This is a genomic window from Synechococcus sp. W65.1, from assembly GCF_047461615.1.
GTDB lineage: Bacteria > Cyanobacteriota > Cyanobacteriia > Thermostichales > Thermostichaceae > Thermostichus.
Genome location: NZ_JANSHI010000022.1, coordinates 18,359 through 32,530, shown reverse-complemented (window position 1 = coordinate 32,530; position 14,172 = coordinate 18,359). Strand labels below are relative to the sequence as shown.

At 61.9% G+C, this 14,172-nt stretch carries 14 protein-coding genes; 10 read left to right on the top strand and 4 right to left on the bottom strand.

All coding sequences use genetic code 11. The features are described from left to right. Positions 1 to 224 precede the first annotated feature (224 nt). Positions 225 to 911, top strand: a complete 687-nt coding sequence (locus tag NW806_RS10635) for a MotA/TolQ/ExbB proton channel family protein (protein WP_414395161.1) — start codon at positions 225 to 227, stop codon at positions 909 to 911. 3 nt (positions 912 to 914) lie between these two features. Continuing rightward, a complete protein-coding gene (locus NW806_RS10630) occupies positions 915 to 1,337 on the top strand; it encodes an ExbD/TolR family protein (RefSeq protein ID WP_414411083.1) in 423 nt (140 codons plus the stop codon). Between the two features lie 29 nt (positions 1,338 to 1,366). Here NW806_RS10630 and argF read toward each other — a convergent pair whose 3' ends face one another. Together argF and ctpC are read right to left on the bottom strand one after the other, a co-directional pair. After that, on the bottom strand, positions 1,367 to 2,284 hold the full coding sequence (argF, locus tag NW806_RS10625) for an ornithine carbamoyltransferase (RefSeq protein WP_414395162.1): 918 nt from the start codon (positions 2,282 to 2,284) through the stop codon (positions 1,367 to 1,369). 74 nt (positions 2,285 to 2,358) lie between these two features. Continuing rightward, positions 2,359 to 3,654, bottom strand: a complete 1,296-nt coding sequence (gene ctpC / locus NW806_RS10620) for a carboxyl-terminal processing protease CtpC (RefSeq protein ID WP_414411082.1) — start codon at positions 3,652 to 3,654, stop codon at positions 2,359 to 2,361. Between the two features lie 223 nt (positions 3,655 to 3,877). On the opposite strand from ctpC, the gene NW806_RS10615 reads away from it, so the two are divergent. The 3 genes from NW806_RS10615 to NW806_RS10605 all read left to right on the top strand — a co-directional run bounded on the left by NW806_RS10615 (position 3,878) and on the right by NW806_RS10605 (position 6,731). Beyond that, the gene (locus NW806_RS10615; protein ID WP_414411081.1) at positions 3,878 to 5,230 is read left to right on the top strand and encodes a glutamate-5-semialdehyde dehydrogenase; all 1,353 of its coding nucleotides are present in this window, start codon (positions 3,878 to 3,880) and stop codon (positions 5,228 to 5,230) included. A gap of 147 nt (positions 5,231 to 5,377) precedes the next feature. Next, positions 5,378 to 5,860 carry an RNA recognition motif domain-containing protein gene (locus NW806_RS10610; RefSeq protein ID WP_414395138.1) on the top strand — a complete coding sequence of 161 codons (483 nt, stop codon included), beginning with the start codon at positions 5,378 to 5,380 and terminating at the stop codon, positions 5,858 to 5,860. Positions 5,861 to 5,936: 76 nt separating this feature from the next. After that, positions 5,937 to 6,731 (top strand): DsbA family protein, encoded by a 795-nt coding sequence (locus tag NW806_RS10605; RefSeq protein ID WP_414411080.1) that lies wholly within the window; start codon positions 5,937 to 5,939, stop codon positions 6,729 to 6,731. 52 nt (positions 6,732 to 6,783) lie between these two features. Here NW806_RS10605 and NW806_RS10600 read toward each other — a convergent pair whose 3' ends face one another. Together NW806_RS10600 and NW806_RS10595 are read right to left on the bottom strand one after the other, a co-directional pair. After that, positions 6,784 to 7,785, bottom strand: coding sequence for an SPOR domain-containing protein (locus tag NW806_RS10600; protein WP_414411079.1), 1,002 nt, complete (start codon positions 7,783 to 7,785; stop codon positions 6,784 to 6,786). A 202-nt stretch (positions 7,786 to 7,987) separates the two neighbouring features. Further along, complete coding sequence (locus tag NW806_RS10595; protein ID WP_414411078.1) at positions 7,988 to 8,395, bottom strand: hypothetical protein; 408 nt, start codon at positions 8,393 to 8,395, stop codon at positions 7,988 to 7,990. Between the two features lie 94 nt (positions 8,396 to 8,489). Here NW806_RS10595 and recJ point away from each other — a divergent pair, with 94 nt between their 5' ends. The 5 genes from recJ to tmk all read left to right on the top strand — a co-directional run bounded on the left by recJ (position 8,490) and on the right by tmk (position 14,124). Beyond that, positions 8,490 to 10,928: a single-stranded-DNA-specific exonuclease RecJ gene (gene recJ / locus NW806_RS10590; protein WP_414411077.1), complete on the top strand. Its 2,439-nt coding sequence runs from the start codon at positions 8,490 to 8,492 to the stop codon at positions 10,926 to 10,928. Then, a complete protein-coding gene (locus tag NW806_RS10585; protein WP_414411076.1) occupies positions 10,918 to 11,583 on the top strand; it encodes a metallophosphoesterase family protein in 666 nt (221 codons plus the stop codon). The genes recJ and NW806_RS10585 overlap by 11 nt, the downstream gene beginning before the upstream one ends. Before the next feature lie 99 nt (positions 11,584 to 11,682). After that, positions 11,683 to 12,276: an RdgB/HAM1 family non-canonical purine NTP pyrophosphatase gene (gene rdgB / locus NW806_RS10580; RefSeq protein WP_414411075.1), complete on the top strand. Its 594-nt coding sequence runs from the start codon at positions 11,683 to 11,685 to the stop codon at positions 12,274 to 12,276. A 74-nt stretch (positions 12,277 to 12,350) separates the two neighbouring features. Then, the gene (locus NW806_RS10575; RefSeq protein WP_414411074.1) at positions 12,351 to 13,463 is read left to right on the top strand and encodes a hypothetical protein; all 1,113 of its coding nucleotides are present in this window, start codon (positions 12,351 to 12,353) and stop codon (positions 13,461 to 13,463) included. Between the two features lie 22 nt (positions 13,464 to 13,485). Further along, on the top strand, positions 13,486 to 14,124 hold the full coding sequence (gene tmk, locus NW806_RS10570) for a dTMP kinase (RefSeq protein ID WP_414411073.1): 639 nt from the start codon (positions 13,486 to 13,488) through the stop codon (positions 14,122 to 14,124). Positions 14,125 to 14,172 lie beyond the last annotated feature (48 nt).

The window sequence follows — 14,172 nt, the reverse complement described above, 5'->3', positions numbered from 1 at the left end:
GGGCTGAGTAGGCATAGGTTGTCGGTAGATACGCTGGTGGCCTCTGGATTCCACGCCATAGGATAGCGCCCTTGCCAGAAAATCAGCAGCTTGTCCTAAAAAGCAACCCCAAGTGGGCAAAAAGGGATCCCAGCTCTAGCGGGAAAGTGCTATGAAAGGATGAGCGTGAGGTGCCGCTGGGAGGGGGTCATCCGGATCCTATGGCTAGAGTCCTGCAGCTTCTGATCCAGGGTTGGTACTACTCCATCCCTCTGTTGACCTTCTCGGTTCTCTCGGTGGCTTGTTGCCTCGAGCGGGCCTTGTTCTGGTGGAAGGTTACCCATCGGCAGGAGGAGGTGGTGCGGCAAGCCCTCAGCCAGTACCGCCGCAACCCCAGGGCCGCCCAGTACCTGCTGGAGCAAAATGCCGACCTGCCCATTGCGCGCATCTTTTTGGCTGCCCTGGAGCTCAACGAAGCCAGCCCTGAGGATTTTAAACTGGCCCTTGAGACAGCCCTGGCAGCCGAAGTGCCGCTATTAAAGCGCTTCAACACTCTCTTTGACACGGTGATTACCGTTGCTCCCTTCCTGGGCCTCTTGGGCACGGTTACCGGCATCATCCAAATCCTCAGCTCCATCCAACTGGGGGATATTGGCGGCACCAATACACAGGGGGTGGGACAAGGCATCGCCGAAGCCCTCTACTCGACGGCTTTCGGGTTGATTGTGGCTATTCCCACCTTGCTGATCTCCAATGTCTTTCGCTCTCTGTACCTGCGGCAACTCTCCAAGATCCAGGAGTACGGCGGCGAGCTGGAGTTGCTGCATCGGCAGCGGCTAGAGATGCAAGCCCAGCAGCTTCCCCAGTATTCCTACGCCAAGCCCGGCCCCAGCTCCACTCTTCCTCCCTACTCCCCGCTTGAGCCCTCCTAGCCTATGCGCATTCCAGAAGAGAACTTCAGACCCGCCGAGATCAACATCGTGCCCTTAATCGATGTCATCTTCTCGATCTTGGTGTTTTTCGTCATCGCCAGCCTGGTGCTTACCCGCTCAGAGGCGCTCGATGTCAATTTGCCAGAGGCCTCCACAGCCCAAGCCCGCCGTCAGCCAGACGTTACCGTGAGCATCACGGCCGAAGGCCAAATTGCTGTCAACCGGCAGAAAATTGCCAATCTTGGTGCCCTGATCCCCACGGTGGAACGCATTCTGGCCGAGAAGCCGGCTGAAGGGCGGCGCTTAGTGGTCATCAACGCTGACTTGGCCCTCTCCCACGGCAAGGTGGTGGAGGTCATGGATGCTCTGCAGCAGCTGCCCAACGTCAGCCTGGCGATCGCTGCCCGCCGCCCCAACAACCGCTGACCCTCTCTTCGAGCCGGGGGTGAGGATCCTCACCCTGCTCCCAGCAGTTGGATTAGCAGCGCCTTTTGCACGTGAAGGCGATTTTCCGCCTGATCCCAAACGCGGGACTGGGATCCCTCCAAAACCTCGGCAGTAATCTCCTCCTCCCGGTGGGCGGGCAGGCAGTGGAGCACAATCGCCTCCGGATCTGCGTGTTTCATGAGCTCGGCATTGACCTGGTAGGGCAGGAAGTGGGCTTTGCGGGCTGCCGCCTGATCCTCTTGGCCCATGCTGGCCCAGACGTCGGTATAGACCACCTGGGCTCCCGCAACGGCTTCGTAGGGATCCCGCAAAACCAGCACCTGCGATCCCTGGGCCAAGGCCTGCGCTTCTGCCACCACTGCCGCATCCGGCTCGTAGCCAGGGGGTGTGGCAACGCGGATGTGGATCCCGCTTAGAGCACAGCCCAGCAGGAGGGAATGGGCAACATTGTTGCCGTCGCCACAATAGGCCAAGGTCAGGCCTGCCAGTTGCCCGAAGTTCTCTTGAATGGTGAGCAGATCGGCCAAAACTTGGCAGGGGTGAAACTGATCCGTGAGGGCGTTGATCACGGGGATCTCGGCATACTCGGCAAAGAGCTCCAGCTCCCGCTGGTCGTAGGTGCGGATGGCAATGGCGTCCAAGTAGCGGGAGAGGACGCGGGCTGTATCCGACAGGGGCTCGCCGCGGCTTATTTGCATTGCCGCTGGCACCAAGTCCAGGGTGCTGCCCCCGCACTGGGCCATGGCAACGGTAAAGCTAACCCGGGTACGGGTGGAAGCCTTCTGAAATAGCAGTCCCAGCACTCGACCCCGCAGGTCTGCCCGGTAGGGATCCCGCTTCAGCTCCGCCGCTTGGGCCAGCAAGGCCGCCAGCTCCGCCGGGCTCAGGTCGCTGAGTTTGAGCAGATCCCGTCCGGCCAAGTTCAAATTCATGGATCCTGCCATCCTCGCCTACCCTGCCTGCCGACGATAAAGCCTTTCCCACCTAGGGTTAGCACCGCCTACCGAGAAGAGGAACGAACGACGCTGGAAGCCTGTTGCCGGCGGGCTGCAATTTGGGCCTGGAGGGCGCGAATAGCAGCCGCATACTGCGGATCAGCGGCAGTGGCTACCAGTTCGCGGTTCTTGCTGAGGCGCTTCAGATCTGCCTCCGACAGCTCCACCACAATGTCGGGAGTGATACCCTTGTGGTCAATCTCGGTGCCCTTGGGAGTGCGGTAGCGGGCAATGGTGACTGCCAACCCCGACCCGTCGGAGAGGGGATGCACCGACTGCACCAGGCCCTTGCCAAAGGTTTGCGTGCCAACGATCACAGCGCGCCGGTTATCTTGCAAGGCGCCGGAGAGGATCTCGCTGGCGCTGGCAGAACCCCCATCCACCAAGACGGCCAAAGGCTTATCGGTGAGGGCGCTGTTGTTGGCCACAAGGCGATCCTGCTCCCCTTGCCGATTCACCGTCGAGACAATGCTCCCTCGATTGATCCACAGGCGCGCAATTTCGGCACTGGCGTGGAGCAGCCCCCCAGGATTGGCCCGTAGATCCAGCACGTAGGCAGCCACCCCTTGTTTTTCCAGGTCGCGAATGGCCTGGCGCACCTTTTCGGCGGCGTTGCCGGAAAACTGGGTGATGCGGATATAGCCGATGAGCAGGCCATTTTCTTTGCGAGCCTCGTGGCGTACTGTAGCTAGCTCAATTCTCTCCCGCACCAAGTCAAACACCTTCAGCCCTTCTCCCTCGCGGCGAATGGTTAGCCGTACCCGGGTGCCTGGCTCACCGCGAATGAGGCTGACGGCAGTATTGGTGTCCATGCCCTCGGTGGATCTGTCGTCAATACGCACGATAACGTCCTTGGACTTGATCCCAGCGCGATCGGCAGGGGATCCCTCAATTGGCGAGATCACAACCAGCTCATTGGTCTCCTGATCCACACCCAGCGTGATCCCCACGCCGGTCAGCTCCCCCGAGGTCTCGATCTGCATGCTGGCAAACTGCTCCGGATCCAAGAAGCGGGTGTAGGGATCGTTGAGCTTCTTAAGGGCCTCGCGAATGGCCTTGTAGGCCTCCTCGCGGGTGGCATATTCTCTACTGAGCAGCTCGCGGCGCACCGCTTCCCAGTCGACGGAGTTAAAGGAAGGATCGACGTACTCCCGATTGACAATCTGCCAAACTTCGTCCACCACTTCTTTGGGATCCCGGCGAAACCCCGCCCAACCTGGCATGGATAGCTGCACGCCAACCAACGACACGGCTGTAACCACGGCAGCCGTTGCACTCACCACAAACCCACGTTTTCTCATCGGCTCTCCTGGAAAACACGGTACTGGTTGAAGATGGGCTGGGTTTTGCCAGACTAGGCTCCTCTAGGGGCAGCTAGCAGCGTCCAAATTCTGATAGGCTGCTGAGAGGACTGCCCAGTTTTGCCCAAGCTAGCATAGGGATTCTGGCAAGGCTGCTCCCAGGATCCCATTAGATTGCAACTTTTTGTAGTCTCTTGGGTTGGGTTTTGTTGCCTCTCTGCCCATGTCTCCTGGAGCTCCTGCAAGAACTGCCAACTCCTCCCTGCTAGTTCAGGTGCAGACGGCTCGAGCTGCCGCCCAGCGCACAGCCACCTTGCCCACTGAGGTTCGGGATGCGGCTCTCGAGGCCATGGCCACAGCTTTGCTGGAACAGCAAGAGGCCATCCTAGCGGCCAATCGGGAAGATCTGGAGCGGGCAGCGGAGCAGGTTAAAAGGGGGGAGTTGTCGGCTGCGGCCTATGCCCGCCTAAAGTTGGATGCCCACAAGTTGGCGGAGATGGTAGCTGGAGTCCAGCAGGTGAGGCGGCTGCCCGACCCGGTAGGGCGATCCCTCCTCATCCGCGAGCTGGACGAGGGGCTGGTGCTGGAGCGGCGCACCTATCCCCTGGGAGTACTAGGCGTCATCTTTGAGTCGCGGCCCGACGCTCTGGTGCAAATTGCTGCCCTAGCAGTAAAGACGGGCAACAGCGTCCTGCTTAAAGGCGGATCGGAGGCGCTCTGCTCCTGCCAAGCGTTGATGGCCGCGCTGCAGGCGGGGCTGCGGCAAGTTCCCGACTTTCCTAGGGAATCTTTGCAGTTGCTCACCCGTCGCGAGGAGATTAAAGAGCTGCTGCAACTGGAAGGTCTGGTGGACCTAATCATTCCCCGCGGCTCCAGCAGCTTTGTCCGCTACATTATGGAGAATACCCGCATCCCGGTTCTGGGCCATGCGGATGGGCTGTGCCACCTGTACGTGGATCGGGCTGCTGATGTGGACATGGCGGTGAGGCTAACCCTAGATAGCAAAACCCAGTACCCTGCCGCCTGCAACGCTATCGAGACCCTATTAGTCCATGCAGAGATTGCTCCCCGGTTCTTGCCTCTGGCCGTGCAAGCGCTGCGCGAGAAAGGGGTAGAGTTGCGCGGGGATCCCCGCTGCCGCGAGCTGGTGCCCGATCTGATCCCGGCCACTGAAGCTGACTGGAGCACTGAGTACGCCGACTTGATTCTAGCCATTAAAATGGTGGATTCCCTCGACGAGGCCATTGCCCACATCCAACAGTACGGATCCCGGCACACCGAGGCCATCGTGACCGAAGATGCCGTCGCTGCCCAGCGCTTTCTCGACGAAGTGGACGCAGCAGGGGTCTTTCACAACGCCTCCACCCGCTTTGCCGATGGCTTTCGCTACGGCTTTGGGGCAGAAGTGGGCATTAGCACCCAAAAGCTGCCACCCCGGGGCCCGGTAGGCTTGGAAGGCCTAGTAACCTACCGCTACCAACTGCGGGGGCGAGGCCATCTTGTAGCTGACTATACCGGCCCTCAGGCCCGTCCCTTCCTGCATCGGGATCGCTTAAACGTTACCGGCTTAGCCTAGAAGGGATCCCCTTGACCAGCTGGGTTGTCTTAACTTTTTTGGCTAAAAGTTGAGGTAAATTTTTAAAAGGTGGCCTTATGCGGTGCTTCTGGATTGGCCCTGTGCAGGCTGGATTTCTGTCCTCTCGCTAAGGAGCTTCACGGTCTTATGCCCGTTCGTCTGTACGTTGGAAATCTGCCGGCAGAGGTAGATCGCGAGGCCCTGGAGAAGCTCTTCAGATCTGCAGGTGAGGTCATTTCCACCAAGGTCATTCGGGATCGGAAGACCGGCAAGTGCCGCGGCTTTGGTTTTGTTACGGTAAGCACTGAGGAACAGGCGCAGCAGTATATCGAGAAATTCAACGGCCACAGCTTTGGCGACGTCAACTTGCGCATTGAACTTGCCCAGCCGCGCGAGAAACGGGAAGGTGCCGAAGCCAAAGCAGCAGTCTCCCCTTCCCCCGCCAAGGACTCCGCCCGGGAACCGGCCAAAGGTTCCAAAACAGCAGGGGAGAAGTCTACTTCAGGCAAGAAGCAGCGCCAGCGTGTCAAGGCGGGCCCTGAGGCAAAAGAGGCTGTTGAGCCGGATCCCCGCTGGGCCAGCCAGTTGCAGCGGATCAAGGAGCAGCTTTTGCAAGCCACCCACTCCTAACCCCCCGAAGGGGTGGTAGACAGGGCTGCCGCCTGGGCTTAGCCTAATAAAAGCTTGTACTCGAGGGGGAGTTGGGATGGGAAGTCTGGCGAGGGCTTTTGGCAGGTGGGGACAAGGGCTGGCCAAGCTCGGCCTGCTCGGCATGCTCCTAGTTTGGCTGGGAATGAGCGGCACAGCACCTGTTGTCTTTGCAGCTCCGGCAGACCTGGAGAAGCAGGTGCTGGAGATCATCCGCAAGAATCCGCAGGTGATCCTGGAGGCCGTGCAGGAGTACCAGCAGCGGCAGTATGAAGAGCAGCAGCGGCAACAGCAGAAGCTAGCAGAAGAGTTTGGCCGGCAGTTGCGGCAGAACCCCCGCGCTGTCATTGGCGATTCCCCCAGAACCGGCTCCGAGTCCTTGCGGCTGGTGTTGGTGGAGTTTTCCGACTTTCAGTGTCCCTTCTGTGCCCGTGCCCATCAGACTCTGAAGGAGTTCATAGCTAGACATGGGGACGAGGTAACCTTGGTGTACAAGCACCTGCCCTTGACCAGCATTCACCCTGAGGCGATGGCGGCAGCGCGCGCCGCTTGGGCTGCTCACCGCCAGGGCAAGTTTTGGGAGTTCCACGACGAGCTGTTTGCCAATCAGTCCCAGCTAGGGGAGGAGTTTTACGTAGCTACAGCCCAAAAGCTGGGCTTGAACGTGGAGAAGTTCAATCGGGATCGGCGCAGCCGGGCGGCAGAGCGGGCTGTACAGCGAGACATGGATCTGGCCTCTCAACTGGGCATCAGCGGTACCCCCCATTTCATCTTGAACGGCATTGCCTTCTCGGGGGCTCAGCCTTTGGAAGTGTTTGAGAAAACGCTGCAACAGGCCAAGCAGGCTCGCTAGGACTCCACCCCTGTCTCCCTCTCACGGCACGGCAGGCCTGAAGGGGGAGCATTTACTTCACCGGCAAAATGCGGGCATCAAACCCCGCCTCGGCTAGGCTGCGCCGCGCCCGTTCGGCATTGGCCCGCTGCCGGTAGGTGCCCACCTGAATCACTGAGCCGCGCACAAAGGCATCGGGCGCAAACTGCCGCACCTTGGGCAGCGCCTCTTCGCCAGCCTGAACCACCACCCAAAACCCGGCCGAGCTAGCCGCAGGCAGGGATGGAGGAGAATCCCGAACCAGGATAGGTTGGGAGCGGCGCAGGTCAGCGGGAAAGATCCCTGCCTCGTAGCCGTGGCTAGCTAGGTAACGCACTTGCTCGCTGGCCGTTGCCAGATCGGCAAAGCCGCCGGTGCGCACAACCCGCCGGCTGTCGTAGATTAGGGGCAGGGATCCCGGCAGCAGGTGCTCCAAAGCAGCCAATTTTTCGCCGCTGGGATCGGCCACCAACACCCAATAGCGTTCCCCTTGGGCAGGCGGCGGTGAAGCGGCATTCTCTTCTGCCAGCGACACGACCACTGCCGGCAAGCCCTGAGCAGTCAGCCAACGGGCCTGTTCCTGCGCCAGTGATAGGCGAGAGAAAGTCCCCGTCTGTAGGGCAGGCTGGCCGCGGTAACGCACCTCTATAGCCTGGGGAAAGAAGCGGCGTACCCGCTCCTCCAGCCGTGGATCTCTGCTGGGGTTGGGCACTTGGGTGGCAAAAGGCCGCTGCGGGTCGAAAGGAGGAGCCGTTGGCGGGGCAAGAAAGGCCGGCGGCAGGGGTGGATCCCTGTCTTGGCGGCTCACCACCCGCACGGGCAGCCCTAGCTGTTCCAACTCGGCCTGGCGGCGTTGGGCGTGGCTGCGGTTGACAAACGTTCCCGCCAGAATGAAGACCTGGCCATCCCCCTGCACAAAATAGGCATCCGGCACCTGCCTGCGCACCTGAGCTAAGGCTTCTGGTCGCTCAGCCAGGACATGGACTTGGTAACGGATTAGGGCAAAGGCAGGCGGCAAGGCAAGGAGACTAGCCACCAGGGAGCTGCCCCACCAAGCCGCCATTGTCAGCCTTGGCCAAGCCCTGCTAGGCAAGAGACTAGTCTCTCCCCGCCACCTAGCCCACTGTCGGTCTCTCCTTTGGCGGCAGTGGCGCAGCCCAGCGTTCACAGGAGAAGCGCAATGAGGTCTACCTCCAGTATAGTGAGGAGGATTTGGCAACGCTTGCTGCCTGCACTCCCTAGAAGCGACGGCGACGGTAGCTGTAGCGACGCGGGGCAGCAGGGGCAGGGGATCCTCCCAGGGAAAAGCGAATGATCTCAGTCTTGTAGGGTTGGGAGCCTTCCGTGTAGCGGGCAAGCTGAATGGCGGATCCCTGGCTAGAAGGAAGAGCTGGCAGAGAGGGATCCGGCCAGGTAGCTTCAAGGGCGATGAAAAACTGCGAGTGCAGCAGCACCTCCCATGGGGAAAGGGGCTGGGTTTGCTCGGGCACCAGGCGGCCTAGCGCAATCTGAAGACGCGGCCCCCCTTGCCGGGATCTCCAGAGCTGACGCGCCAAATTCCCCAGGGACGCCTGCTCAGAGGATCGAACCAGCAGCTTCAGTCCCCTCAGGGGGTTAAGGCTGTAGGTAAGTAGGAGAGAGTACATCGGCAGCCAGCCAGCGGAGTAGCGTTTTGGAGTAAGCTCAAAAAGGATCTCTAGGCTCACTGTAGCACTGCCATTTGGCTATCTAACTCCGGCGATGGCGGCAATCCTCGAGCAGCGCTGGCTATTCCAGCCTGAGGACCAGCCAAGGGCGCGCCAGTTGGCGGAGGCGGTGGGGATTTCGCCTCTGCTGGCTCAGATCCTGCTCAACCGCGGCCTCCGCAGCCCTGCCGAGGTTCGCCACTACCTGCAGCCGGATCCCTCCTGCTTGCCGCCGCCCAGCCGGGACTTCGCCGACCTGCCCCTGGCGGTGGAGCTGTTGGAGAAAGCCCTGCGCCGGCAGGAGCCCATCGCCATCTGCGGCGACTACGATGCCGACGGCATGACCAGCACAGCCCTGCTGCTGCGGGCGCTGCGGGGCACGCCGGTGGTTTACCGCATTCCCAGCCGCCTTACGGAGGGCTATGGTCTCAACAGCCGCATGGTGCAGGAGCTGCACCGCGAAGGGGTGCGCCTTATCCTCACCGTAGACAACGGCATCGCTGCCCACGAGCCCATCCGTTTAGCCAAAGAGCTGGGGCTGGCGGTGATCGTGACCGATCACCACGATCTGCCCTCCCAATTGCCCCCTGCCGACGCCATCCTCAACCCCAAGCAGCTCCCAGAGTCGTCTCCCTACCGGGGAATGGCCGGGGTGGGGGTGGCCTACCTACTGGCCCAGGCCTTGGCGGAGCGCCGCGGCGATGAACGGCTAGGGCGAGTGGCGCTGGAGCTGTGTACAGTGGGCACCATTGCCGATTTGGCCCCTCTGACAGGGGTAAACCGCCTCTGGGTGCAGCAGGGGCTAGCCCTTTTGCCCACTTCCCAGGTGGCCGGGATCCGCGCCCTCTTGGCGGTGATGGGAATGACGGGATCCACAGAGGAGCTGCGGCCAGAGTGGGTAGGGTTTGGCTTGGGGCCCCGCATCAACGCCATTGGGCGAATTGGCCAACCGGCAATGGGGATTCAACTGCTGACCACCGACGATCCCCAGCAGGCGGAGAAACTTGCCCGCCGCTGTGAACGCCTCAACCAGGTGCGGCAGGAGATGTGCAGCCGCATCGAGGCCGAGGCTTTGGAGCAGATTGCCCAACGAGGGTGGGATCTGCCGCAGGAGCGGGTGTTAATCCTTTTGGGAACCCCCCAGCAGCGCTGGCACAAAGGGGTCATTGGCCTGGTGGCCGCGCGGCTGGCGGAGCGCTTTGGCTGTCCAGTATTTATCGGCAGCCAGTCGCGCCAGGGGGAGATTACTGGCTCGGCGCGGCAGGGGATCCCGGAGTTCGACGTGTTCCAGGCCCTGGAGTTCTGCAAAGATCTGTTTACTAAGCATGGCGGCCACCCAGCCGCCGGCGGCTTTAGCCTAAAAGCAGAGAACTGGCCCCTTTTGGAAAAGCGGCTGCGGCAATTGGCCCAACAGCGCCTGCAGCCAGAACAAATCCGGCCCCTGGTGCAGATTGACCTGGAGGTGGCGCTAGCTGACCTCACTCTTGACCTCTATCAAGAGTTGCAGCGCCTCCAGCCCTGCGGTATCGGCAACCCGGAGCCGGTCTTCTGTAGCCGCAACCTGCAGGTGTTGCAACAGCAGCGATTTGGCCCCCGACCTGGGGCTGTGGGCGGTGTTTCCTCAGCCGAGAATGCCCCCAGTCACTTGAAGCTGCTGCTGCAGGATCCCCCTGAGTCCTGCCGCTCTCCCCTGGGAGCCAGGGCCCGCCGCCGTCCCCTCTGGGCCACTGTCTGGCGAGGGGCCGCAGCCTATCCCCTGCCCGAGCGGATTGATGTTGCCTACACCCTCAAAGCCAAGCGGTGGGAAGACGAGACCCAACTAGAGCTGGAAATTCTCGGGATCCGGCCTGCCCAAGCGGCTAGTCCCGGAAAATCCTCCCCCTCCCAACAGAGAAGGGATCTCTCCCCCCTTCTTCTCTACCGCCCTGCTCCGCCTCTCATCCGACCGCTGCGGTGGCAGGTTGTGGATCGCTTTTCTGACCTCCTGCCCCAGGCGCAGGGAACCATCCTCTTCTACGGCTTTCGCCGTCCCACCTTGGTTCTGGCACCTGAGCGGCGCTCTCCGCTGACTCTTGACTACGACCGCCCCCAGGCGGGCCGCCGCTACGACCAATTGTGGCTGTGGAGCTGGCCCCCCTCTTTGGAGCACCTCAAGTGGCTGCTCCACTGCCTTTCTGGCGAAGCGCCGCTCATTGCCGTGCATCAGCAGACCGTGCCCCTACCCTCCGCGGCCACCCTACAACGGCAACTGCGCCACTACCTGCAAACCTATCCCCAGGTGGATCTGTTGCGCCTAGGCCAGCAGTGGTGGCTGTCGCCAGCGCTCCTGGTGGCGGGCCTGCGTTCGTTGGGGCATGCTTGCCCTGAGTTTGGTCCAACGGGATCCCTGGAAGAAGAGCTGGAGGCCCAACGGGCCTGGTACCGCAGCTCCTGGGAGCAAGTGGCCGCTCTGCTTCAGGGATCCCCAACGCCGCTGCTGCGCTATGGGGCTTAAACTGCTGCTTGGCTCTGACTACCACGGCAACGACCGGCTGATCCGGCAGGCCCTGGCCTATCTGCCGCAGGTGGATGGCTACATCAACTGCGGCGACTTCTGCTCCAAGGCCGGCAAGCCCTCCCGCAACGCCACCCAAGGCTTTCATCCGGCAGCCCCAGCCGAGGTAGCCCAGCTGCAGTCTTTCCTGGCGGCAGTGGACGGGCTAGGCAAGCCCTGGCTCTTTTTGCCCGGCAACCATGACCCAGCCGCCGCGGTGTTGGATGCCTTTGCCGGCAATTGGGGACGGGCCATTACCCAGTCCTGTTGCTTTGAGTGGCTAGGGCTGCAGGTGCTGGCAGTGCCCTGGACGCCTCCCTGCGGCTGGAGCTGGACGCTTACCCGCAGTCACCTGCAAGAGCTACTTGCCCTTTACAGCCAACTGCCGCATCGCATTGACCTGCTGCTTAGCCACGCGCCGCCGCGGGGCTTGTTGGACGAAGGGGGCAAGTGGTACCACCGCCGCATGCCTACTCTGCGTCCCCTTTTGGATCTGCTCCAGCCGCGCTACTACATCTGCGGCCACATGCACTGGGATGGGGGAAAGGTAGAACGGTGGGGATCTACCCTCGTCATCAACACAGCCTTGCACAACATGCTTTTGGAGATCCACTGAGAAGCAGAGAGCGCGGGCTTAACGGCCAGAGAGGGTAGCCCTGCAGATTGCAGCCAAGCGCTCGGCTAAGATAGCGGAGCCAGATGAGTTTCACTCCCCATGCCCCGTTCCCTAGTTCTGGCCAGCAGCAACCCCGGTAAATGGCGGGAGTTCCACGCCTTTTTCCAGGCCCATGCTCCCCGGTGGGAGTTGCGTCCCCTGCCGGCAGCGATAGAAGTAGAGGAAAGCGGCAGCACGTTTGTCGAAAATGCCCTTCTCAAAGCCAAGGCCGTAGCAACGGCTCTGGGGGAGTGGGCCATTGCCGATGACTCTGGCCTGGCGGTGGCAGCCCTGGGGGGTGCCCCTGGGGTTCATTCGGCCCGCTATGCCCCTGACGATGCCGCCCGCATTCAGCGACTGCTGCGGGAGATGGAAGGGATCTCCAACCGCCAAGCTACCTTCCACTGCGCCATCGCTGTAGTGGATCCCCAGGGCCAGGTGCAGGCATTGGTAGAGGGTCTCTGCCACGGGGAAATCTTGACCCAGCCCCGGGGAGAGGGGGGGTTTGGCTACGACCCGCTCTTCTGGGTGCCAGAGGTGGGGCTGACTTTTGCTGAGATGAGCCCAACGCAAAAAGAAGCCGTCAGCCACCGCGGCCGGGCCCTGAGGGCTCTCAAGGAGCAGTTGCTTACCCTGGAGCGCCGTCTAGGCTAGCTTGGAGAAAGGGCTGCAAGTCCAACTCGGTCTAGGAAGATGGGAGTGCCAGTCTTGCGTTGGGAGCCTGAAAAATGACCTTCTCTGAGGAGCGCGATCCAAACCGTTTTCCAGACGCAACGGCTGCTAGCGGCCAAGGGAATGCCTCTGCTCCCAGCAGCTCGGAGTCCCAAGGCCGGCGTTCCCCACCTCCCCTGCCGGAGGAAGGTCCTGGCCCCTCTGAGGAAAGTGCGGAAGACTGGCTGGAGGATGAAGAGGCCCAGAACGACGGGAAGGCGTCCGCCGCTCCCCTTGCCGGGCGCGCGCTGCCAGCGGAGGAGGCTAAAGAGAGGGCCACCTCAGGCCGAGAAGCTGCTGCTGGATCTTCGCGGGCTGCTGATCGCATTAGGGGGACGGCGTCCTCTCGGGCCGGCCCTGCTGGACAAGCCTTGGTTCCCCGGCGCCTTGTCTCTAGCAACCGGGGCTTTGAGGGATCCGCCCGCTCTTCCGCCTATGCCAGCTCCTACGGGGGTGACTATGGCTCCACCTCCAGCTACGGAGGAAGAGGAGGATATGGAGGGGGAGGCCGCAGCGGCAGATCTTCAGGGGGGATCTCCTCCTCGGATCTGACGGCTTTGCTGGTGGTGGCCCTGCTGGCTTTTTTCGGAGGGTTTGCCATCCGCAACATCTTTGCCGAGTCGGGCGGCTTTGACGATGAGCGCCCCATTCGCGCTGCCAATGTGCCGGCGGCTTTTCGGGATTTTTGCTTTGCCTACAACGGCACCGCCTCCTTTACCGTGGTCCAACTCACCAGTGTCTCTGCCCTCACCGTGGCCTCGGTGCCCATCTACAAAGTGGATACCTGCACCATTCCCGTCAGCCAAACGGCCAATGCCCTGCAGGCCTTGGGCATTCGCGGACGGGCCAACACCCTGGGCCCCCAACTGGGGGGATCCAACCTCACCCTCATCCAGCTTCCCTTGGCCAGCAGCTTGGCCCGCGCCCTCTACAGCCAGTTTCCCGGCTTGGCTGCCCAAGGCGACGAGGCGCAGGTTTTGTCCCAACTGGAAACCACTATCAACAACGCCTTGCGTTCCAACCTCGAAGGGCTGGCCCTGCAAAACCTGCAGCCCACCAACATCCCCGATGTGTACGTGATGGTGCCAGGCCACTCCTTTGACTTGCAGCCGCAGCTTGAGCTGCGCTAGTCCTTCGGCCAGGGATGGGGAAGTGTTCATCACCCTAGAAGGTGGGGAGGGGGTAGGTAAAACTACCCAGCAGGCCCTGCTTGCGCAGCAGCTTCGCCAGGCGGGCTATCCCTGTCTGTGTACCCGCGAGCCGGGAGGGACGGCGCTGGGCCGGGCGCTGCGGGAGATCTTGTTGCATGGGGATCCCCTGACGCCGCTGGCTGAGTTGTTTCTGTACGCGGCAGACCGGGCTGAGCATGTGCAAAAGTGTATCCTTCCCGCTTTGGCAGCCGGCCAGGTGGTGGTTTGCGATCGCTTCACCGATTCCACCCTGGCCTACCAGGGCTACGGGCGGGGGCTGGATTTGCAGCAGGTTCGCCAGCTTAACCACTTGGCCACTGGCGGTCTGCAGCCGCATCTTACCCTATGGCTGGATCTCCCGCCAGAGGTGGGGCTAGCGAGAAAGGCCTCCGGCCCGCTGACGCGAACCGGGCTTGCCGACAGGCTCGAACAGGAGCGCCTGGAGTTTCACCGCCGCGTCCACCAAGGCTTCCAAGCTCTGGCCGCTGCTGAGCCGCAGCGGATTGTCCGCATTGACGCCGAGGGATCCCCCTTGGAGGTGGCTGCCCGCATCTGGTCGGTGGTCAAGCCTCGCCTGCTGACAGCAGTCCCAAGGCCCTAGACGCTGTCCCAGGGATAAAGGTTAAGATTTGGTTAAAAAGGGGGGAGC